This window comes from Mycolicibacterium austroafricanum, from assembly GCF_000612725.1.
GTDB classification, from domain to species: Bacteria; Actinomycetota; Actinomycetes; order Mycobacteriales; family Mycobacteriaceae; genus Mycobacterium; species Mycobacterium austroafricanum.
Window position 1 is genome coordinate 615,513 of the sequence record NZ_HG964451.1, and the last position, 22,866, is coordinate 638,378.

Genomic DNA, 22,866 nt, shown 5'->3' on the forward strand with positions numbered 1-22,866 from the left:
GCCATGGTCGAACACACCGACGCCGACATCCACGGCCCGAGAGACATCGGCCGCCTGCTGCTGCGGTGCGCCGATCGTCCCGGGTTGATCGCCGCAGTGAGTGGGTTCCTCACCCAGACTGGCGCCAACATCATTTCCCTCGATCAGCACTCCACCGAGCCGGTCGGTGGAACGTTCATGCAGCGCACCATCTTTCACCTTCCGGGCCTGCCCGCCGCACGTGACGGACTGGAGCGGGATTTCGCCGCGCAGGTGGCAGATCCCTTCGGCATGGACTTCCGGCTCACCGAGGCCGCCAAGCCGAAGCGGGTGGCGATCATGGCGTCCAGGGAAGACCACTGTCTGCTGGATCTGTTATGGCGCAATCGGCGCGGCGAGTTGGACATGTCGGTGGTGATGGTGATCGCCAACCACCCCGATCTCGCCGACGCGGTACGGCCCTTCGGCGTGCCGTTCATCCATGTACCGGCCCGCACGGAGATCCGCGATGAGGCGGAACAGCGGCAACTGGACCTTCTGCGCGGAAACGTCGACCTGGTGGTGCTGGCCCGCTACATGCAGATCCTGACCCCGAGTTTCATCGAGCAGGTCGGTTGCCCGCTGATCAACATCCATCATTCGTTCCTTCCCGCGTTCATCGGCGCGTCGCCGTACCGGCGGGCGAAGGAGCGCGGCGTGAAACTCGTTGGCGCCACGGCACATTACGTCACCGACGACCTCGATGAGGGGCCGATCATCGAACAGGATGTCGTGCGTGTCGACCATCGCCACAGTGTGGACGACCTGGTGCGCCTCGGCGCCGACGTCGAGCGCGCGGTGCTGTCACGAGCTGTGTTGTGGCACTGCGAAGACCGCGTGATCCGCCACGGCAACCAAACCATCTGCCTTTAGCCGCTCTGGACAAAGGGGAAGGCCCCCCTCCCGAAGGAGGGGGGCCTACCCGATCGGTAACCGGACTAGTCGCTGTCGCCGGCTGCCCCACCGGAGCCACCGGCACCACCGGAGCCACCGGAGCCACCGGAGCCACCGGCACCACCGGCGCCACCGGTACCGGAGCCACCGGCACCACCGGAGCCACCGGCACCACCTTCGGATCCGTCACCGCCAGCGCCACCGGCACCGCCTTCGCCGCCTTCACCACCGGCGCCACCGGCACCACCGGCACCACCGTTGATATCCACGGCCTCAGAGCCGGGGTCGCCGGCGTCGCCAGCTGCCCCCGTCGCACCGGTCGTGCCGGTCGCACCGGCCTTACCGGCAGCACCCTGCGAGCCGTTGGCGCCGTTCGCACCATTGGTTCCGGCCGAGCCCTGGGCACCCGTCGTGCCAGCCGAACCGGCCACACCAGCCGAACCGGCCGAACCCGCCGAACCCTGGGCACCGGATGCACCGGTTGCACCGGTCGCACCCTGGGCGCCCGTGGCACCCTGGGCACCCGTGGCACCCTGAGCACCCTTACCACCGGATGCACCCGACGCACCGGTCACACCGGCTGTGCCCGCGGAACCGGACCCACCGAACAGGCCGCCCTTACCGGCCACACCGGCCTGGCCACCTGCGCCACCTGCGCCACCTGTGCTACCGCCGGGGCCGCCCTGGCCGCCCTGGCCGCCGGTACCACCGACACCGCCGAAGCCGCCCAGACCACCGAGGCCGCCGTCACCGCCGGCGCCGCCGGTACCACCGGTGCCACCCGTGCCACCGGTCCCACCGGTGCCACCCTGGCCGCCGGTCCCGCCGGTGCCGCCCGTACCGCCGGTGCCACCGACACCGCCGAGGCCGCCCTGGCCGCCGGTCCCACCGGTGCCACCCTGGCCGCCCTGGCCGCCGAAGCCGCCGGTGCCACCCGTGCCACCCGTGCCACCCAGGCCGTCACCTGCGCCGCCGGTGCCACCCGTGCCACCCGTGCCGCCGGTGCCACCCGTACCACCCGTGCCGCCGGTGCCGCCGGTGCCACCCGTGCCACCATCACCGCCGGTGCCACCCGTACCACCCTTGCCGCCCGTGCCGCCGGTGCCACCCGTGCCACCGGTGCCGCCCGTGCCACCCGTGCCACCCGTGCCGCCGGTGCCGCCGGTGCCACCCGTGCCACCCGTGCTGCCGGCACCGCCGATACCGCCGGTGCCACCGGTGCCACCGGTGCCACCATTGCCGCCCGTGCCACCCGTGCCGCCGTTGCCGCCGTTGCCACCGGTGCCGCCGTTGCCGCCGTTACCCGCGTTGCCGCCTCGACCGAACAGGCTGCCTCGGCCACCGTTGCCACCGTTGCCGCCCTTGCCGCCGGTCGCACCGGCTTCACCCATGCTGGTCGCGTCGCCACCCGTGCCGCCGGTGCCGCCGTCGCCGCCCTGGCCGCCCTGGAGACCTTGGCCACCCTGGATGCCCTTGCCGCCGACACCGCCTGCGCCGCCGGTCGCGCCCACGCCACCGACGCCACCGACGCCACCGGTACCACCCTCGGTACCCTGGCCGCCGATACCACCGACACCGCCGGTCACACCGGTTTCACCGGCTGTACCGGCTTGGCCAGCGGCGCCCGCGGCACCGGTGCCGCCGATCCCACCGGCTTGGCCTGCGCCGCCGTTTCCGCCTACGCCGGTTCCGCCGGTCGCACCGGCGGTTCCTGCAGCGCCGGCCACACCCGCTGTACCGATGGCGCCTGCGCCGCCGGCCGCACCGGCCGCGCCGGGCAGACCCGCGTTACCCCAGACACCTGGGGCGCCAGCGCTGCCGGCCGTGCCGGCAGAGCCGACAGCACCGGCCTTGCCTGCGGCGCCCGCGGCGCCTGCCGCGCCTGCCGCACCTGTGGCGCCGTATCCGACGGCATCCGCGCCGTTACCACCGGTGACATTGCTGGTCACACCGGTCGCTCCGGTCGCACCTGCGACACCCGGCGCGCCGACCGCACCGGTTGCGCCGGCGATGCCGACGCCGCCGTTACCACCGTTACCGCCGCGGCCGAACAGCGAGAAGAGACCGGCGTCACCACCGTTGCCGCCGTCGCCGCTGCCCAGGCCGTTGCCGCCGTTACCGCCGTTACCGCCGAACAGGCCGGCATTGCCGCCGTTACCGCCGGAGACACCGGCGATCTCGCTGTTCCAGCCGCTTCCGCCGTTACCGAAGAGGATGCCGCCGTTCTGGCCGGTGCCGTCCTGACCGTTACAGATCAGACCGCACGACGTACCGCTGAGATCAACGAGGCTGGCGGCGAGATTATTGGGTGTGGGAGCGCCGGAACCTCCGAAGCTCACCACGTACCACGGTTCAGTCGCCTCGGACCCCGTCGACGTCAATTGAATGGCGGCGGAAATTGGTCCCGGACCCCCCGGAGGAGCCAGGAACATCATTCCGGCTCCGACCATGGCTGCACCGGCGAGGCCGGTTGTTATTACAGGGCGGACCACTTTCCTGGTACCGCCAGACTTTTGCTTACGTCGACTGGACAAGGCCTTAAACCCCCTACTGAGAACCCGATCGGTTGTCTGCGCACCGCAGACGCTCGGAAATTAGCACCCCGATTTACCTGCTCGAAGGTTTTCTGCAGGTTAAATATCGCAGTGATTGCGTTGTCAATTAGCTATTCCAAGAACTTTGTGATAACGCAACAAATAGACGCGTGAGTTAGTTTGCTGACGCGCTGCCGTCGTGTGCCATAACAGGCAGGTCACCCCCCATGGACGTCGCTCTGCAGCCCCGTTTCGGGGAGTACTCGCCGCACCGGCGCGGGCCCCACTTGACACCATGTCGATTGGGGCGCGGGAGCAAATTACTTTGGCGTTGCGACCGGCAGAGTGCTCGAGTTCTCCGCAACGCGGCATCCGTAACCCGTCGCGAGACGGGTCCGCTCGCCGAGATTGGCGCTGCGTCAACGATGCCCGCTGATCCCGTCGACGGCACCGAGTCGCCGGACGCCCCGCGGTCAGCAAAGCAAACAACGCGTTTACGCAGGGTTGCCTACCAGCTTCGAGTCACCAAGTGCGGGTACGTGCCGAAGTCGCCACGTAGCCGTGAATCGACTTGGCGCGATCCGCCGAAACCCCCGACGCCGGAACGGTACATTCGTCTCGCCCTTGGCCGCGTTTCGGACGACCGCATGAAGGCGACCTCATGATCACTGCTTTTCGCGACCTGCTGGCCCCATCACGCCTGACCGACGTCGTCGACGTCGGCGCGAACCCGATCGACGGCGAGCCGCCGTACGCACCGATGCTGTCCGCAGGACTGTGCCGCGTCACCGGGTTCGAGCCTCAGCCGGACGCGCTTGCGGAGTTGCAGACCCGAAAGGGGCCGGGCGAGCGATACCTGCCTTACGCCGTCGGCGACGGCGGCGAACACACCCTCAACATCTGCCGCGCCTCCGGCATGACCAGCCTGTTCGAACCCGACCCGGACACCCTGAACCTGTTCGAAGTGCTCGAACCGTACGGCGAGGTGCTCGAGCGAATTCCGTTGTCCACGCACAGACTCGACGACATCTCCGAGATCGAGCACCTCGACTTTCTCAAGATCGACATCCAGGGCGGCGAGCTCGCCGTGTTCCAGAACGGCCGCACCAAACTCGCCGATGCGGTGGCGATCCAGACCGAGGTCTCGTTCGTCACGCTCTACCGGGACCAACCCACCATGGGTGACGTCGACGTCGAGATGCGCAGCCAGGGCTTCGTCCCGCACTGCTTCGCCGCGGTCAAGAAATGGCCGATCGCTCCCTACGTCGTCAACAACAACCCACGCTGGGCGCTGAACCAGCTCCTGGAAGCCGACATCGTCTACGTGCGCGACTTCTCCCGACCGGACTCGCTCAGCGACGAGCAGCTCAAGCATCTCGCGCTGATCGCTCACCACTGCTACAGCTCGTACGACCTCGCGTTGCGGTGCGTGATGCTGCTCGAGCGGCGGGGATCGCTGAAAACCGGCGCGCAGCAAAGCTATTTGGAAACCCGGCCGGCCTGACGCCGTTCGAACAACCACAGGGCGGCGAGGACCACAGCGGCCAGCAGCCAACCGAGCAGGATGTCGATGACGTAGTGCTCGGCGGTGTAGACCAAGGTGAACGCCATGACCAGCGGATAGGCGACGAGCACCGGTCGCCACACATTGTTGAGCCTGGTCCACAGGAACACCGCGATCCCCAGTGACAGACCCGCGTGCAGCGACGGAATCGCGGCGACCAGGTTGACGCTCGCCTGCCCCTGATCGATCAGCGCACTGGCCGAATGCAGCTCGAGCACGCGCCAACCGCGGGCGACGATGCGCTCGATCCAGTCGTTGGCACCGGGCTGCACCGCCTGCATGCTGCCCAGCAGGCCTCCGTCGGGGACGCCGCGTGCGGACCGGAACATGCATCCGGGGTCCGAGGGCCCGCCGCTGACGTCGGTCGGGGTGCATCGGGCCGCCGCCCAGGGCGGCGCGGCGGGCACGATTGCGTAGATCACCAGCGCGGTGAACGACAACGCGACGAACAGTCGGACGAAGGCCTTCCACTCGTCGCGGTTACGCAGCCACAACACCGCGGCGACGACGTAGGGAAGGATGAAGAACGACATGTAGACGCTACTGATCGCCACCTCCCACCACGGCGGCTCGGGCAGCTTGAGCCGCTCCTGCAGCCACACCGTCGGCATCGTCCCGCCGAACAACCAGCGGTCCATGTCGGCCTGCCAGTGCCACAGCGTCGGAGTACCGACCAGCAGCGCCGCTCCCCTGCTGAAGTCGTAGGCGATCAGCACCAGTGCGAACGGCAGCCAGTCCCGCACGACGTACAGCATGCGTCTGCCCTGGCCGATGCTGGCGGCAGCCAGACCGGTGCAGATGTAGAGCAGGAGCAGCTCGCGGTTGAACGCGAAACCGTCGGTGACGGTGCGCCACACCACCACCACCGCCCAGGTCGCCAGTGCCGTCCACCGGGCGACGCGCAGCCACCGCGCGCGGCGGTCGGTCTCCGTCGGGATCGGGACATGCGTCAGCGCAATGGACGGCTGGTCAATCGCGGACACGCAGGCCTTTCGACGAGGGACACTCGGGTTCTCGGCGTCAGCCTATTTAACCGCCTCGCCATCTGCAGTTCGATAACCGTTCAGCCACAATGCTGTGGCCGGCCGGTCAGAGGTTGTCGCGCAGGAAAGCGATGTCGTCCTTGCGACCCTCGTCGGAGGTCTCGCAGATCACCGGCGCCCCGGCGGCCTTGACCACGGCGACGAGCAGCTGCGGATCGATCTGGCCGGAGCCGAAGTTGGCGTGCCGGTCCGCGCCCGACCCGGCGGCGTCGCGGGAATCGTTGCAGTGCACCAGGTCGATACGCCCGGTGATGCCCTTGATCCGCTCCACGGCGTCGATCAACGCCTCGCCCGCCGCCCAGGCGTGGCAGGTGTCCAGGCAGAAGCCGATGCCGGTGTCGCCGATGTGATCCCACAGCCGGGCGATGGTGTCGAAATGCCGGGCCATGGCGTGGTCACCGCCGGCGGTGTTCTCCAGATAGACCGGCACGTCGGACTTCAGACTGGCCAACGCCTTCACCCACCGCTCGAAGCCGGCATCCATGTCGTTGTCGTCGGCGTGGCCACCGTGCACGATCACCGCGGTGGCGCCGATCTCCGACGCCGCATCGCAGGTGTCCTGCAGGATCTTTCGCGACGGAATGCGCACCCGGTTGTTCGCCGACGCGACGTTGATCAGGTACGGCGCATGCACATAGATCGGCACCGGCGACGCCTTGAGCACCTCGGCGTCCTCGCGTGGCGGGGGCTTCTTCCAGCTCTGCGGGTTTCCGAGGAAGAACTGCACGACATCGGCGCCGTCCGCCTCCGCCGCTGCCAGGGGATCGTCGCCGTGGACGTGGGAACCGATGAGCACGGCGTCGAGTCTAGTGATGCGGGCGGACACGCGAAGCCACCGAGATCGGACCGTCGAGTGTGGCGCACCAGGTCATCGCCGCCAGAACAGGTGGTGCGTCACCCCGCTCGGGCTGGGCACCACCTCGTGGTGGAACCGATCGTCGAGCTCATCCGGAGACTTCCACAGTCGCGAGCCGGAGCCGATCTCTACGTCCGGGGAGACCGCCACATGCAGGGTGTCGACGAGATCGGCGTCGAGGAACTGCCGGATGGTCGCGGCCCCGCCGCCGAGCCGGACGTCCTTGCCGGCAGCGGCTTCCTTGGCCCGTGTGGCGACCGTGACGGGGTCTGCGGTGATGAAATGAAACGTCGTATCCGACAGCGTGAACGACGGCCGTTCATGGTGTGTCATGACGAACACGGGAGTGTGGAACGGCGGCTCGTCGCCCCACCACCCCTGCCATTCGTGGTCCCGCCACGGACCGCGATGTGGGCTGAACTTGTTGCGCCCCATGATCTCTGCGCCGATGTTGTGGCTGAAATCCCGCGTGAAGTAGTCGTCGAGGCCGCGAGTGCCGCCAGGCTCGGTGCGGTTGGGCCAGCTTGCTGTCGCGCCGCACCACGCGAACATCGAACTGGGGTCGATGTGCCCGAACGGGCGCTCGAAACTCTGGTCCACCCCCGCACCGAACCCGTCACCCGACACATTGAAATTCTGGACTTTGAGCAGTTGGACCACGTGTTCCCCTTGTCGTCGATTTCCGACAATGATGACCTCCGCGACCGGCTCAACTCATCGCACGCAGACGAACAACCCCCGCCTCCCTGTAGGTGGGAACCGATGAGCACGACGACGAGTCCAGGCCGACGCTACGACTGGGTGGTGATCACGAAGGCCAGATACGCCAGGTACGCGGCGACCATCAGGCCGCCCTCGCCCCGGCTCACCCGTCGACCCGACAGGAAGATAGGAATGCACGCCAGCGCCACGACCACCATGATCGGGATGTCGATCCGGACCAGGCTGTCCGGCAGGATCACACCGCTCGACGACACCAGGCAGGTGACGCCGAGGATCAGCAGGATGTTGTAGATACTGCTGCCGATCAGGTTGCCGATCGCGATGTCGCGGTCTCCGCGGGCCGTGGACACCACCGTCGTCACCAGTTCGGGCGCCGATGTCCCGATCGCGACCACGGTGAGCCCGATCAACGCGTCGCTGACGCCGAAGCCGCGCGCCATGCCCACGGCCCCGTCGACGAGCCAGTCGGCGCCGACCACCACGACCGCGATGCCACTGATCGTCAACATCAGGTACCGCGACGTGCTCGGTCGGGTGACGGTCACGGTGGCGTCGCCGTCCACGTCGTCGCCGGAGAACTCGGCGGCGAACTCCTCTGCCACCAGCCACGACTCCCGACGCGAGGACCAGATGACCCCGGCGGTGTAAACCACCGTGCAGATCACCAGGATCACGCCGTCCAGTCGCGACAGGACTCCGTCGGATGCCAGCAACCACAGCAGGCCTGCAGCCAATGCCATGATCGGCAACTCGAAGTGGACCGTGCGCAGCTGGAGGGCCAGTGGGATCAACAACGCGCTCAAGCCGAGGATCAGTAATACGTTGACGATGTTGGTGCCGGGCGATGTTGCCGACCGCCAACGCTCCGCTGCCCTCCCCGGCGGAGACCACGCCGATGGCGAGCTCGGGCATGCTGGTGCCGATCGACACCACCGTCAGCCCGATGATGATCGGGCTGATGCCCAGCCGGGCGGCCAGCTGCGCCCCACCACGCACCATCACCTCGGCTCCGACGATCAGCGCCGCCAATCCGACCATGAACCACACGAAGTCCGTCGTCATCGTCGCCTATCGAACGCGAAAAAGCCCCCGCCGGAGCGGGGGCTTTTCCGTTGACTTACCGGTAGTCCGAGTAGCCGTAATCGTCCAGCGGCACCGCAGCACCGGTGGCCTGGCCGAAGTCCGGGCTGTAGTACTGATCCTCGTAGGACGGGATCGTGTACGCCGCGGCGCGGGCCTCTTCGGTCGGCTGAACCTGGATGTTGCGGTACCGGTTGATGCCGGTACCGGCCGGGATCAGCTTGCCGATGATCACGTTCTCCTTCAGACCCTGCAGCTTGTCGCTGCGGCAGTTGATCGCCGCATCGGTCAGCACGCGGGTGGTCTCCTGGAACGACGCCGCCGACAGCCACGAATCGGTGGCCAGCGACGCCTTGGTGATACCCATCAGCACCGGGCGACCCGCCGCGGGCTCGCCGCCCTCGGCGACGACCCGACGGTTCTCGGTCTCGAACTCGCCACGCTCGGTCAGCGAGCCGGGCAGGAACTCCGTCGCACCCGAATCGATGATCGTGACGCGACGCAGCATCTGCCGGACGATGACCTCGATGTGCTTGTCGTGGATCGACACACCCTGGGCGCGGTACACCTCCTGGACCTCCTTGACGAGGTGGATCTGCACCTCGCGGGGACCCTGGACGCGCAGCACCTCGTGCGGGTCGGCCGAGCCTTCCAGCAGCTGCTGGCCGACCTCGACGTGGTCGCCGTCGGTCAGCAAACGCTCGGAGCCGTCGTCGTGCTTGAACACCTTCAGGCGCTGACGACGCGAGAGCTTGTCGTACACGACCTCCTCGCCCCCGTCGTCGGGAACGATGGTGATCTTGTAGAACTTGTCGCTCTCCTCCAGGCGGATCCGCCCGGACACGTCGGCGATCGGGGCACGGTTCCGTGGGATACGGGCCTCGAACAGCTCCTGCACGCGGGGCAGACCACCGACGATGTCGGCACCGCCGGTGACGCCACCCTGGTGGAAGGTACGCATGGTCAGCTGCGTGCCGGGCTCACCGATGGACTGCGCGGCCACGATGCCGACGGCCTCGCCGATGTCGACCAGCTTGCCGGTCGCCATCGAACGGCCGTAGCACATCGCACACACACCGGTACCGGTGCCGCAGGTCAGCACGGAGCGGACCTTGACCTCGGTGATGCCGGCGGCCAACAGCGCGTCGATGGCCGGGTCGCCGAGGTCGTGACCGCGCTCGACGATCACATTGCCCTTGGCGTCGACCGCGTCGGTGGCCAGCGTCCGCGCGTAGGCGGAGGTCTCGATGTGCTGATCGCGCACCAGGGTGCCGTCGGCCTGCTTCTCGGCCAGCGTGACGGTGATGCCGCGCTCGGTCTCACAGTCGGTCTCGCGCACGATGACGTCCTGCGACACGTCGACCAGACGACGGGTCAGGTAGCCCGAGTCGGCGGTACGCAGAGCGGTGTCCGCCAGACCCTTGCGGGCGCCGTGGGTGTTGATGAAGTACTCCAGCACCGTCAGGCCCTCGCGGAACGAGGACTTGATCGGACGCGGGATGAACTCACCCTTCGGGTTGGTCACCAGACCCTTCATGCCGGCCAGCGTCCGCGTCTGGGTGAAGTTACCCGTCGCGCCCGAATCCACGATCGTGATGATCGGGTTGTCCTTCGGGTAGTGCGACCGCAGCGCCTGACCGACCTCTTCGGTCGCGTCCTGCCAGATCTTCACCAACGCTTCGTTGCGCTCGTCCTTGTTGAGCTTGCCGCGCTGGTACTGCTTCTCGATGCTGTCGGCTTCCGCCTCGTAGCGCTCGAGGATCTCCTGCTTCTCCGGCGGCACCAGCACGTCGGCCATCGACACGGTGACACCCGAACGGGTGGCCCAGTAGAAGCCGGCGTCCTTGAGCTTGTCGACGGTCTGCGCGACGACGATCATCGGGTAGCGCTCGGCCAGATCGTTGATGATCGCGGCCTGCACCTTCTTGTGCATCTGCTTGTTGACGAACGGGTAGCCCCGCGGCAGCAGCTCATTGAAGAGCACGCGGCCCAAGGTGGTCTCCGCCGTCCAGGCGTCGCCCATGTTCCAGCCGTCCGGGAACCGCTCGGCCTCGATCTCGGCGGGCGGACGCAGCTGGGTCAGCCGCACCCGGATCTTGGCCCGCACGCTCAGCGCGCCGCGGTCCAACGCCATGATGGCCTCGGCCGGCGAGCTGTACACGCCGGACTCCGGCTGATCCTTGGCGGCCGGGGTGAACTCGCCCGTGTCACCCTCGATCTCGGTGGTCAGGAAGTACAAGCCGGTCACCATGTCCAGACGCGGCATGGCCAGCGGGCGGCCCGACGCGGGCGACAGGATGTTGTTCGAGGACAGCATCAGGATGCGGGCCTCGGCCTGCGCCTCCGCGGACAGCGGAAGGTGCACGGCCATCTGGTCGCCGTCGAAGTCGGCGTTGAACGCCTCACAGACCAGCGGGTGCAGCTGGATGGCCTTGCCCTCCACCAGCTGCGGCTCGAAGGCCTGGATACCGAGGCGGTGCAGCGTGGGTGCACGGTTCAGCAGCACCGGGTGCTCGGCGATGACCTCTTCGAGGACATCCCACACCTGGGGACGCTGACGTTCCACCATGCGCTTGGCGCTCTTGATGTTCTGCGCATGGTTCAGGTCGACCAGACGCTTCATCACGAACGGCTTGAACAGCTCGAGAGCCATCAGCTTGGGCAGACCGCACTGGTGCAGCTTGAGCTGCGGGCCGACCACGATGACCGAACGGCCCGAGTAGTCGACGCGCTTGCCGAGCAGGTTCTGACGGAACCGGCCCTGCTTGCCCTTGAGCAGATCGGACAGCGACTTCAGCGGACGGTTGCCCGGCCCGGTGACCGGCCGGCCGCGACGGCCGTTGTCGAACAGCGCGTCCACCGACTCCTGAAGCATGCGCTTCTCGTTGTTGACGATGATCTCGGGAGCACCGAGGTCGATCAGTCGCTTGAGCCGGTTGTTGCGGTTGATGACGCGGCGGTACAGGTCGTTGAGGTCCGACGTCGCGAAGCGGCCACCGTCGAGCTGAACCATGGGGCGCAGCTCCGGCGGGATCACCGGAACGGCGTCGAGCACCATGCCCATCGGCGAGTTCCGATTGGTCTGGAACGCGGCGACGACCTTGAGTCGCTTGAGCGCACGCAGCTTCTTCTGGCCCTTGCCGTTCTTGATGGTGTCGCGCAGCGACTCGGCCTCGGCGTCGATGTCGAAGTTCTCGATGAGCTTCTTGATCGACTCGGCACCCATGGCGCCCTCGAAGTACTCGCCGTAGCGGTCCTGCAGCTCGCGGTAGAGCAGCTCGTCGACGATCAGCTGCTTGGGAGCCAGCTTGGTGAACGTCGTCCAGATCTCCTCGAGCCGGTCCAGCTCACGCTGGGCCCGGTCGCGCAGCTGGCGCATCTCGCGCTCGCCGCCGTCGCGCACCTTGCGCTTGACGTCGGACTTGGCGCCCTCGTCCTCGAGCTCCTTCATGTCGGCCTCGAGCTTCTGGGCGCGGGCCTCCAGGTCGGCGTCGCGCTGATCCTCGATCGCCTTGCGCTCGACGGCCATCTCGGCCTCCAGCGTCGACAGCTCGTTGTGGCGCATCTCGTCGTCGACCGCGGTGATCACGTAGGCCGCGAAGTAGATGATCTTCTCGAGATCCTTCGGGGCCAGGTCGAGCAGGTAGCCCAGACGCGAGGGCACGCCCTTGAAGTACCAGATGTGCGTGACGGGCGCGGCCAGTTCGATGTGGCCCATCCGCTCACGGCGCACCTTGGCGCGGGTCACCTCGACGCCGCAGCGCTCACAGATGATGCCCTTGAACCGGACGCGCTTGTACTTGCCGCAGTAGCACTCCCAGTCGCGAGTCGGTCCGAAGATCTTCTCGCAGAACAGGCCGTCCTTCTCGGGCTTGAGCGTGCGGTAGTTGATGGTCTCCGGCTTCTTGACCTCGCCGAAGGACCAGTTGCGGATGTCGTCCGCGGTCGCGAGACCGATGCGGAGTTCATCGAAGAAGTTGACGTCTAGCACGTAACTCCCTTTCCCCTTGCGGGACTAGAAAATTTTCGGGTCAACGGGCGAGGACTACGCAAGATCCTCAACAGATGCGGATTCGTTGCGGGACAGGTTGATTCCGAGGTTGGCAGCGGCACGCTCCAGGTCCTCGTCGTCACCGTCACGCATCTCGATCGCAGCACCGTCCGAGGACAGGACCTCGACGTTGAGGCACAGCGACTGCAGCTCCTTGAGAAGCACCTTGAACGACTCCGGGATGCCCGGCTCCGGGATGTTCTCGCCCTTGACGATCGCCTCGTAGACCTTGACGCGGCCGACGGTGTCATCGGACTTGATCGTCAGGAGCTCCTGCAGCGTGTACGCCGCGCCGTAGGCCTGCATGGCCCAGCACTCCATCTCACCGAACCGCTGACCACCGAACTGCGCCTTACCACCCAGCGGCTGCTGCGTGATCATCGAGTACGGACCGGTGGAGCGGGCGTGGATCTTGTCGTCCACCAGGTGGTGCAGCTTCAGGATGTACATGTAGCCGACCGTCACCGGGTACGGGAACGGTTCGCCACTGCGGCCGTCGAACAGCGTCGCCTTGCCGTCGGCGTTGACCATCGTCTCGCCGTCGCGGTTGGGCAACGTCGAGCCGAGCAGACCCTGCAGCTCACCTTCCTGGGCACCGTCGAACACCGGGGTGGCCACGATGCTGTCGGCCGGGGCCGAGAGCATCTGCTCGGGCAGCTTGGCCGCCCACTCCGGAGTCCCGGCCGCGACGTCGATGTTCCAACCCGCCTTGGCCACCCACCCGAGGTGGGTCTCCAGGATCTGGCCGATGTTCATACGACGCGGCACACCGTGGGTGTTCAGGATGATGTCCACCGGGGTGCCGTCCGGAAGGAACGGCATGTCCTCGACGGGCAGGATCTTGCCGATGACGCCCTTGTTGCCGTGGCGTCCGGCGAGCTTGTCGCCGTCGGAGATCTTGCGCTTCTGGGCCACGTAGACGCGGACCAGCTCGTTGACACCGGCGGGCAGCTCGTCATCGTCCTCGCGGGAGAACACCCGGATGCCGATGACCTTGCCCGACTCACCGTGGGGCACCTTGAGTGACGTGTCGCGGACCTCGCGGGCCTTCTCACCGAAGATGGCGCGCAGCAGGCGCTCCTCCGGGGTCAGCTCGGTCTCGCCCTTCGGGGTGACCTTGCCGACCAGGATGTCGCCGTCGCGGACCTCGGCGCCGATGCGGATGATGCCGCGCTCGTCGAGATCGGCGAGCACCTCGTCGGAGACGTTCGGGATGTCCCGGGTGATCTCCTCGGCGCCCAGCTTGGTGTCGCGGGCATCGATCTCGTGCTCTTCGATGTGGATCGAGGTGAGCACGTCCTCTTCAACCAGCCGGTTGGACAGGATGATCGCGTCCTCGTAGTTGTGACCCTCCCACGGCATGATCGCCACGAGCAGGTTCTTGCCCAGGGCCATCTCACCGTTCTCGGTGCACGGTCCGTCGGCGAGCACCTGACCCGACTCGACACGCTGCCCGGCGTCCACGATCGGGCGCTGGTTGGCGCAGGTGCCGTGGTTGGAGCGGGCGAACTTGCGCATCCGGTAGGTGTGCCGGGTGCCGTCGTCGGCCATCACGGTGATGTAGTCGGCGGAGACCTCCTCGACCACACCGGCCTTCTCGGTCACGACCACGTCGCCGGCGTCGATCGCGGCACGCAGCTCCATACCGGTGCCGACCAGCGGCGCCTCGCTGCGCACCAGCGGAACCGCCTGGCGCTGCATGTTGGCACCCATCAGGGCACGGTTGGCGTCGTCGTGCTCGAGGAACGGGATCATGGCCGTGGCGACCGACACCATCTGGCGCGGCGACACGTCCATGTAGTCCACCTCGGCGGCCGACACGAACTCGACCTCGCCGCCCTTACGGCGGACCAGGACGCGCTCCTCCTCGAAGTGGCCGTCACCGTCGAGCGGCGAGTTGGCCTGCGCCACGACGTGGCGGTCCTCCTCGTCGGCGGTCAGGTAGTCGATCTGGTCGGTGACAACTCCGTCAGTCACCTTCCGGTACGGCGTCTCGATGAAGCCGAACGGGTTGACCCGCGCGTACACCGACAGCGAACCGATCAGGCCGATGTTCGGACCCTCAGGGGTCTCGATCGGGCACATCCGGCCGTAGTGGCTGGAGTGCACGTCGCGGACCTCGAGGCCGGCGCGCTCACGGGACAGACCGCCGGGGCCCAGCGCCGACAGGCGGCGCTTGTGGGTCAGACCCGACAGCGGGTTGTTCTGGTCCATGAACTGCGACAGCTGGCTGGTGCCGAAGAACTCCTTGATCGCCGCCACGACGGGTCGGATGTTGATCAGGGTCTGCGGCGTGATCGCCTCGACGTCCTGGGTGGTCATGCGCTCACGCACGACGCGCTCCATACGGGACAGGCCGACCCGGATCTGGTTCTGGATCAGCTCGCCCACGGTGCGCAGGCGACGGTTGCCGAAGTGGTCGATGTCGTCGACCTCGACGGGCACCTCGGAGCCACCGGGCGCCGTCATCGTCTGGTCGCCCTGATGCAGGCGGACCAGGTACTCGATGGTGGCGACGACGTCCTCTTCGGTCAGCGTCGAGCTGGTGATCGGCTGGCCGACGTTGAGGCCCAGCTTCTTGTTGACCTTGTAGCGGCCGACGCGGGCCAGGTCGTAACGCTTCTCCTTGAAGAACAGGTTCTCCAGCAGGGTTTGCGCGGACTCCTTGGTGGGGGGCTCGCCCGGACGCAGCTTCCGGTAGATGTCCAGCAGCGCCTCGTCGGTGCCTGCGGTGTTGTCCTTCTCCAGCGTGCTCATCATGATCTCGGAGAAGCCGAAGCGCTCCACGATCTGCTCGTTGGTCCAGCCGAGCGCCTTGAGCAGCACGGTGACGGGCTGACGACGCTTGCGGTCGATGCGGACACCGACGGTGTCGCGCTTGTCGACGTCGAACTCCAGCCACGCGCCGCGGCCGGGGATCACCTTGACGCTGTGCAGCGTCTTCTCCGTCGACTTGTCGATCGACTCGTCGAAGTACACACCGGGCGAACGGACCAGCTGGCTCACCACGACACGCTCGGTGCCGTTGATGATGAAGGTGCCCTTCTCGGTCATCATCGGGAAGTCGCCCATGAAGACCGTCTGGCTCTTGATCTCGCCGGTGTTGTTGTTGATGAACTCGGCCGTGACGAACAGCGGGGCCGCGTACGTCATGTCCTTGTCTTTGCACTCGTCGACCGGCGCCTTGACCTCGTCGAAGCGCGGATCGGAGAACGACAGCGACATCGAGCCGGAGAAGTCCTCGATCGGCGAGAGCTCTTCGAGTACCTCCTGCAGACCGCCCTTGGGGTCTACGTCGCCGCGGTCGGCGGCGCGCTGGAACCAGTCCTCCGCGCCGATCAGCCACTCGAACGATTCGGTCTGAACGTCGAGAAGCCCCGGAACCTCGAGCGGCTCACGGAGCTTGGCAAAAGAAATTCGGTTTGGTGCTCCGGGAACGGAGTTGTTAGTGGTTGACTCGATCTGGCGGGACCCTGCCAAGATGCATCCTTCCAGCACCTAATGCGGCTGTTTCGGAAGCCGGAGAAGCCGGTATCCGCATTGCCGCGCATCTGCGTCGGTTCGGCCGGCTTCACCAGCCACCCGAACGCACAGCACGCCTCTAGATCACTGAGCGGGGGCTCAGGCTAGGCACGTGGATAGTGCGGGCGGAAAGAGCGAGGTGGGCAGGATGCAGCCAGCGCAACGTCCAACGATAGCGCAGGACGGGCTATTCCTCAACCCTCGAGGCAGCACCGTGTGCTACGGAACTCCGGTCGCTGGCTGGCGGCCTCAGCTGCTGTCATCCGTGCAAACATTGCTGCGCATTAGATTGGCGCGGTTTCGCCCTTCCGTCAAGAGATAGAAGCGTGTCTGGTGCAGAAAACGGGGCGATTTCTGTCGAGACTTCGTCCGGGTCGACAGCGCAGGTGGCGAAGTCGATGCCGAAAAGGATCTTGCCCGCGACCGTGAAGAGCCAGTCCTGGAACGTGCGCCGCTCGGTCGGGCCGGGCAGCACGTAGGCGGTCGCGGTGCCGCGGCTGGTCTCGATCTCCAGGGCGGCGCCGGGCGCACCGTAGAAGCCGGACGCCTGCGTTCCGGTGAACATGTCGTTGAGCCAGGCGGCGCTGATCTTCTCGGCGGCCTTGACGTTCTCGACCTTGGACCAGCCCGTGACGATGTTCAGCGCCGCCTGTATCAGCGGGTTGCCACCCAGCATGGTGTCCGAGTGCGAGCCGTCGGCCAGCCGCACACCGTTGAACTTGCCTGGCCGCCACTCCTCCAGCGACGTGTTGGTGGTGCCCGACATGTTCCAGTAGTAGGACTTGCCCGCCAGGTTGTAGATCGGGAAGTCGGTGGGCAGCTTGGCCAGCGCCTCCGGCGTGACGTCGCCGAACCCGACACCGTCGAGCAGCACCACGCCCGCCAGCTTGCTGAACGCGCCGTTCTGAGCCATGTATCCGGCGGTGCCCGCGGCCAGGCCGCCGCCGGCGGAGTGGCCGACGAGGGCGACCCGGCCCACCCCGTCCAGCAGTGTGCTGCTGTAACCGGCCGCCGACGCGCTCTGGGCGAGAGCGGTGTTGCCGTCGACGAACAGACCGGCGACCGCCCTGTGCATCGGCGATCCACCGACCCAGCAGCCGTCGCAGGACAGGAAGTTCGAGGTCACCGAGGTGGCGACGACGATGCTGTGGGTCGCCTCGGCGAGCCTGGCGGCGGTGTAGCTGTAGAACGCCCCGGAGGCCAGGAAGCCGTGCTGCAGGTAGATCAGGCGGGTCGGGGTGGCGCCCTCGGGGACGTACCAGTCGGCGGGGACCTCGTACCCGTCGCCGCAGTCGATGCGCAGCGACGAGCTGCGCACGGTGACCGAGCTTCCCCAGGGCAGCATCGGCGGGCCGCCCAGCACGCGGACGGCGAATGTGTAGATGTTGAAGATGACGGTGCCGATGGCGCTGAGCAGCGTCTGTCTCGGCGCGGCGGTGGCGGACTCCTCGGCGTCAGCGGCCTTCAACGACGCCAGCGGCCGGACCATCGAGGTCGATTCGGTGGTGGCCTCGACGGCGCGTTCCGTGGCCGGGTCGTCGTCGTCAGCAGGGATCACCGTCGCCGGCTCCTCGGCGACGACGGCGTCTTCGACGGCTTCCCCGACAGCCACCGTTTCATCGACCGCTTCGTCTCCAGGGTCGGCTACGTCGTCCTCGCGCGCCGCGGGAGCCAGCGGACGGTCCCCCGATTCGTTCCCCGAGTCGTCGTCGGCGTCATCGGCTTCGGTGTCCCCGGCTTCGACGCCCTCGGCTTCCGGCCCGTCGGCTTCGTCGGATTCGACGTCCTCGGCATCGTCGGATTCGACGTCCTCGGCTTCGTCAGATTCGCCTGCGTCCTCAGCTTCGTCGGAGTGGTCGGCTTCGGGTTCGGACTGCGCCGAGGGCTCCGACGTCGATGTCGACGTGGCGTCGCTTGTCTGCGAGTCCGTCGTCGCGGTCGCCACGCCGGCCCCGGCCAACAACGCGGCCGACATCCCGGCGGTGATCACGCCGGCCCCCACCCACACCGAAAGCCGGTCGCCCATCACAGACCCTTCCGTCCGAATCCGGCTGACCGTATCGCGGCGCCGAAGGCCCCGAAGCGATTTGCCCGGATCACACCAGGGCGGCCCGCCCGCGGGCCGCACCACTCTGCGGAAGCGGGTCGGCACAGGTCACCGCGGTCGGAGTCACCGGGCACACGTCGCCGGCACCGGCCGTGGCGGCGGTGAGCGCGCCGACCCGCACACTGGACGGCGGGTCGATCCACGCGCCGGTGACAAGGCCGAACGGGGACACCGACGTCCGGTACAGCCGCTCGGTGTGGGTGCCGTCGAGCATGTCGTTGATCCAGCCGGCGGTCAGGATCTCGTTGGCCTCCACATTCCACGGCGACGAGAACCCGGTCGCCATGTAGGCCATGAACTGGACGATCCCGCTGGCGCTCTGCATCGAGTCGGAGTGGTGTCCGCCCTGGACCAGTACCCCGGTGAACATGTCCGGTCTGGCCTGCTTCAGGCGTTGGCTGGCGTGTCCGTTGTTGTTCCACGAGTCCGGTGTCGCCGCGAGGTTGTAGACCGGGATGGACTGCGGGATCTTCGCCAGATCTGCACTGAGGACGCCGATGATGCCGGCGCCGTCGAGCATCACCACCCCCGCGAGATCGTCGCCGTCCCCGTTCTCGACCATGTACCTGGCCGTGCCCACCACCAGGCCGCCGCCTGCGGAATGGCCGGCGAGCACCACCCGGGTCGGCAGTTCGCCGGTGAAACCGGCCTCCCTGGCGCTGGCGGTGAGCTCGGCGCGGTCTCCGGTGAACAACTCCGCGACGGCGCGGTGGGTGCTGGGCAGCAGCAACGGATAGTTCTCGGTGTCCAACACGTTCCAGGTCAGCGTCGGCGCAACCACGATGCTGTGGGTCTTCTCGGCCAGGTAAGCCGCCGTCGCACTGTAGAAGGATGCGCTGGCCAGCATGCCGTGCTGGAGATAGATCAGGCCCTTGGGCGGCGTGTTGCCCGGCGGGAAGTACCAGTCGGCCGACACGACGACGCCCTCACCGACGGTGAGCGACGAGCGCTCGACACGCACCCGGCTTCCGAACGGTGCCCGGGCGGGCCCCGCCAGGAACTGCATCGTGTCGGTGTACCAGTCGTAGAAGGACGCGGCGAGGTTCTCGACGAAGTCGAAGAGGCTTGTCACGCCGGAGCCCGGCCAGGGCGAGCTCGCGGCCGCGAGCTTCATGACGGCCGCGCCGTCCGGCGCCGACAGATCGGTCTCGACGGTGTCCACGAGTGTGGACGGCGCCTCCGGTTCGGCGTCGACCGGCCCGGTCTCGGGTTCGTTGACCACTGCCGGGGTTTCGGCAGGGGGTTCCGGTTCGGGCTCCGCCGGGGCATCCTCGGGTTCGGGTGCCGCGTGCTTTCCGCCCGACGGCGGTGCGGGAGCCTCGTCGGTGGTGTCCCGATCGTTGCGGTCGGCGTCGGCGTCGGCATCGGGTTCGGGGTCTTCGTCTTCGAGGTCTTCGTCCTCGGGGTCTTCGTCCTCGGGGTCTTCGTCTTCTGGGTCTTCGTCGGGCTCCGGCTCCGGCTCCGCCTCGTCCGCCGGAGTTTCCGCGTCCGGCTCGTCGCCGGCCTGCTGGTCTGTGCCGGACTCCGCCGCGGGACCGGCCTTCGAGTCGCGACCGTCGGCGTCGTCGGATCCCGACGCCGCCTGGCTCCCCGACCCGGACGACGTTCCGTCGTCCGCGGCTGCCACACCGGCGCCGGCCAGCATTGCCGCTGACACTCCCCCCGCCAGTACGCCTGCCCCCAACCAGACTCGATAGCGGTCGCCCATCATTCTCCCGTGGTCAGACATCGCGGAGCACCACCGCGCCAATGGCTCCGAAAAGACTTTTGAGCGCCGACGTGCGATTCTGGCAAACTGTATAGCCGGTCAGAGCAAGATTTCAAGCGCTGCAGCAAAAAATTTGACGGATGCGCCGATACATGGGGATTTGACTGCTCATGAGCACGTCTGTGACCACGACAAAGTAGCCATTATGGCAACCCGCCGCCCACCCGAACCCCTTGCACCAGCACAGACATGGAGAACTGGCAACGTACGTCACAGCTTTCTCAGTAGTGCTGATTCCGACCTCGCCGCACGTGCCGCCCAGGCAGGAAATGCACCCGGTCCGTCACCTTCCCGACACCGCCGGTTCACGACGTGGGCGCAGCGACGCGCCCGGTCAACCCCGAAGGGCGACCGGGCGCGGAAAAGCTAACTCAGTGGCGGGTGTCAGCGCTCGCCGGAAACGGGGATGCGTCCGGTGGGGGCGTCGTCCTCGTGGCGAACTGCCGGTTCTCCCGCGAACTGGTGCGAGGGGAACTGGTGCGTGCCCTCGAGATCATCGCGGATGGCAGCCTGCGCGGCCGGTGGCAGGGTGTGCATGATCTCGCGCACCCGCGCCTGACGGCGGGCCACCGCCTGCCGCTCCGGCATCCCGGGGGTGGCCTGGATCTGCGGCGGCACGCCCTCGATCTCCTCCACACCACCGTCGTGGTGGCCGGCGTCGGCCATGGCCTGTTCCTCGGCCATCGTCGACTCGTCCTTCTCCTCGGACATGCCGATCGGGCCGAGACGACGACCGTTGAGGAACTGCTTGACCACCGGCTCATCACTGGTCAGCAGCACCTCGCGGGGCCCGAACATCACCAGCTTCTTGCGGAACAGCATGCCCATGTTGTCGGGCACGGTGCGGGCGATGTTGATGTTGTGCGTGACGATCAGGATCGTGCAGTCGATCTGCGCGTTGATGTCGATCAGCAACTGGGACAGATAGGCGGTACGGACGGGGTCCAGGCCGGAGTCGGGCTCGTCGCAGAGGATGATCTGCGGGTCGAGCACCAGGGAGCGTGCCAGACCGGCGCGCTTGCGCATACCGCCGGAGATCTCACCGGGGAACTTGGATTCGTCACCGCCGAGACCCACCAGGTCCAGCTTCTCCATGACGATCTGACGGATCTCGCTTTCCTTCTTCTTCGTGTGCTCACGAAGCGGGAACGCGGTGTTGTCGTAGAGGCTCATCGAGCCGAACAGCGCACCGTCCTGGAACATCACGCCGAACAGCGTGCGGATCTCGTACAGCTCCTTGGCCGAGCACTCGATGATGTTGGTGCCGTCGACGATGATCTTGCCGCGCTCGGGACGCAGCAGACCGATCAGGGACTTCAGGAACACCGACTTACCGGTACCGGACGGGCCGAGCAGAACGCTGACCTCACCTGCGGGAAGGTCGAAGGTGACGTCCTCCCAGATTCGCTGGGCCCCGAAGGACTTGGTCAGTCCCTCAATCTGAATGCCAATGCCCACGCGAATCCCTTCCACCAAAATCCAGCATCTCGCCACAGGTACCCCGTCTGTGGCTTGAGTCACTGTAACCTACCCGCTCACGCCACAACACTCGGTCCGTCAAACGACTGTGGGGCCGGCCTGTTTGCCAGGCCGGCCCCACACTCGCGCTTGTCGAACTACTTGACGGTGACCGTCGCGCCGGCAGCCTCGAGCTTGCCCTTGGCGTCCTCGGCGGCCTCCTTGTTGACCTTCTCCAGCAGCGGCTTGGGCGCGCTGTCGACCAGGTCCTTGGCTTCCTTGAGGCCCAGGCCGGAGACGATCTCGCGGACGACCTTGATGACGCCGATCTTCTTCTCGCCGGCGGACTCGAGGACGACGTCGAACTCCGACTGCTCCTCGGCGGCCTCGGCGGCGGCGCCACCGGCGGCGGGGCCGGCAGCGGCGACGGCGACCGGAGCCGCGGCGGTGACGTCGAAGGTCTCCTCGAACTGCTTCACGAACTCAGAGAGCTCCAGCAGGGTCATTTCCTTGAAGGCGTCGAGCAGATCGTCAGTGCTGAGTTTGGCCATGGTGTTGGTCCTTCCTAGTTACTTCTATGGGTGGTCTTGGTATTAAGCAGCGGATTCTGCTGAATCCCCTGCGGCCTTCTTTTCCTGCAGAGCTGCGGCCAGGCGGGCAACCTGCGACGCGGGAGCAACGAACAGCGCGGCAGCCTGAGACTGCTTCGCCTTCATCGCACCGGCGAGCTTGGACAGCAGCACCTCGCGCGATTCCAGATCGGCGATGCGCTCGACCTCACCGACGGTCAGCGCGCGACCGTCCATGTAGCCGCCCTTGACGATCAGGGCCTTGTTGTCCTTCGCGAATTTCTTGATCGCCTTGGCGGCGTCGACCGGCTCACCGTTGATGAACGCGATCGCGGTCGGCCCGGCGAACATGTCGTCGAGACCCTCGACACCGGCCTCGACCGCCGCGCGCTTCACCAGGGTGTTCTTGGCGACGGTGTAGGTGGTGCTGTTGCCCAGTGACCTGCGCAGCTCGGCAAGGTTGGACACCGTAAGGCCGCGGTACTCGGTGACGACGGCGGCCGTCGCCTCCTTGAACTTTTCGGCGATTTCGGCGACCGCGGTGGCCTTGTCAGCCTTGGCCATGCTTGCCTCCTCGTGATGGTTGGGACGTCCACCAACCGCAGATCGCGAGGGTCCGGAAATGACGAACGCCCCGACGCAGACAGGTCGGGGCGCACACGGAAAACACGTACTTGCC

Annotated in this window: 13 protein-coding genes and 1 pseudogene; 2 read left to right on the top strand and 12 right to left on the bottom strand. The window is 67.1% G+C overall.

From position 1 onward, the window contains the following. The first annotated feature begins 3 nt into the window (after positions 1 to 3). Positions 4 to 891, top strand: coding sequence for a formyltetrahydrofolate deformylase (gene purU, locus BN976_RS09645; RefSeq protein ID WP_011778532.1), 888 nt, complete (start codon positions 4 to 6; stop codon positions 889 to 891). Between the two features lie 65 nt (positions 892 to 956). Here the strand turns inward: purU and BN976_RS33435 are convergent, their stop codons facing one another. Further along, entirely contained in the window at positions 957 to 3,347 is a 2,391-nt protein-coding gene (locus tag BN976_RS33435) for a PGRS repeat-containing protein (protein ID WP_011778531.1), read from the bottom strand. Positions 3,348 to 4,107: 760 nt separating this feature from the next. Between BN976_RS33435 and BN976_RS09655 the strand changes: the two genes are divergently transcribed. Next, the gene (locus tag BN976_RS09655; protein WP_011778530.1) at positions 4,108 to 4,950 is read left to right on the top strand and encodes an FkbM family methyltransferase; all 843 of its coding nucleotides are present in this window, start codon (positions 4,108 to 4,110) and stop codon (positions 4,948 to 4,950) included. Here the strand turns inward: BN976_RS09655 and BN976_RS09660 are convergent. From BN976_RS09660 to rplJ, 11 genes and pseudogenes are all read right to left on the bottom strand, one after another. Beyond that, positions 4,926 to 5,993 (bottom strand): phosphatase PAP2 family protein, encoded by a 1,068-nt coding sequence (locus BN976_RS09660; RefSeq protein ID WP_011778529.1) that lies wholly within the window; start codon positions 5,991 to 5,993, stop codon positions 4,926 to 4,928. The genes BN976_RS09655 and BN976_RS09660 overlap by 25 nt on opposite strands. A 106-nt stretch (positions 5,994 to 6,099) precedes the next feature. Beyond that, complete coding sequence (locus tag BN976_RS09665) at positions 6,100 to 6,849, bottom strand: deoxyribonuclease IV (RefSeq protein WP_036370529.1); 750 nt, start codon at positions 6,847 to 6,849, stop codon at positions 6,100 to 6,102. A 72-nt stretch (positions 6,850 to 6,921) separates the two neighbouring features. Continuing rightward, on the bottom strand, positions 6,922 to 7,569 hold the full coding sequence (locus tag BN976_RS09670; protein ID WP_011778527.1) for a dihydrofolate reductase family protein: 648 nt from the start codon (positions 7,567 to 7,569) through the stop codon (positions 6,922 to 6,924). A 131-nt stretch (positions 7,570 to 7,700) separates the two neighbouring features. After that, positions 7,701 to 8,694, bottom strand: a pseudogene (locus BN976_RS09675) (calcium/sodium antiporter). 55 nt (positions 8,695 to 8,749) lie between these two features. Further along, a complete protein-coding gene (locus BN976_RS09680; RefSeq protein ID WP_011778526.1) occupies positions 8,750 to 12,703 on the bottom strand; it encodes a DNA-directed RNA polymerase subunit beta' in 3,954 nt (1,317 codons plus the stop codon). Positions 12,704 to 12,757: 54 nt separating this feature from the next. After that, positions 12,758 to 16,261 (bottom strand): DNA-directed RNA polymerase subunit beta, encoded by a 3,504-nt coding sequence (gene rpoB, locus BN976_RS09685; protein ID WP_036370198.1) that lies wholly within the window; start codon positions 16,259 to 16,261, stop codon positions 12,758 to 12,760. A gap of 283 nt (positions 16,262 to 16,544) precedes the next feature. Then, entirely contained in the window at positions 16,545 to 18,311 is a 1,767-nt protein-coding gene (locus BN976_RS09690; protein ID WP_011778524.1) for an ICP22 family protein, read from the bottom strand. Between the two features lie 70 nt (positions 18,312 to 18,381). Continuing rightward, positions 18,382 to 20,121, bottom strand: a complete 1,740-nt coding sequence (locus BN976_RS32035) for an alpha/beta hydrolase (protein ID WP_235622017.1) — start codon at positions 20,119 to 20,121, stop codon at positions 18,382 to 18,384. 423 nt (positions 20,122 to 20,544) lie between these two features. Continuing rightward, complete coding sequence (locus BN976_RS09705) at positions 20,545 to 21,618, bottom strand: ABC transporter ATP-binding protein (protein WP_011778522.1); 1,074 nt, start codon at positions 21,616 to 21,618, stop codon at positions 20,545 to 20,547. Between the two features lie 158 nt (positions 21,619 to 21,776). Beyond that, positions 21,777 to 22,169 (bottom strand): 50S ribosomal protein L7/L12, encoded by a 393-nt coding sequence (gene rplL, locus BN976_RS09710; protein ID WP_011778521.1) that lies wholly within the window; start codon positions 22,167 to 22,169, stop codon positions 21,777 to 21,779. Between the two features lie 42 nt (positions 22,170 to 22,211). Further along, complete coding sequence (rplJ, locus tag BN976_RS09715) at positions 22,212 to 22,751, bottom strand: 50S ribosomal protein L10 (RefSeq protein WP_011778520.1); 540 nt, start codon at positions 22,749 to 22,751, stop codon at positions 22,212 to 22,214. Positions 22,752 to 22,866: the final 115 nt, after the last annotated feature.

Coding starts and splice junctions, on each gene's coding strand:
- BN976_RS33435 (WP_011778531.1), bottom strand. CDS start 3,347: ATGATGTTCCTGGCTCCTCCGGGGGGTCCGGGACCAATTTCCGCCGCC.
- rplJ (WP_011778520.1), bottom strand. CDS start 22,751: ATGGCCAAGGCTGACAAGGCCACCGCGGTCGCCGAAATCGCCGAAAAG.
- rplL (WP_011778521.1), bottom strand. CDS start 22,169: ATGGCCAAACTCAGCACTGACGATCTGCTCGACGCCTTCAAGGAAATG.
- BN976_RS32035 (WP_235622017.1), bottom strand. CDS start 20,121: ATGTCTGACCACGGGAGAATGATGGGCGACCGCTATCGAGTCTGGTTG.
- purU (WP_011778532.1), top strand. CDS start 4: ATGGTCGAACACACCGACGCCGACATCCACGGCCCGAGAGACATCGGC.
- BN976_RS09655 (WP_011778530.1), top strand. CDS start 4,108: ATGATCACTGCTTTTCGCGACCTGCTGGCCCCATCACGCCTGACCGAC.
- BN976_RS09690 (WP_011778524.1), bottom strand. CDS start 18,311: ATGGGCGACCGGCTTTCGGTGTGGGTGGGGGCCGGCGTGATCACCGCC.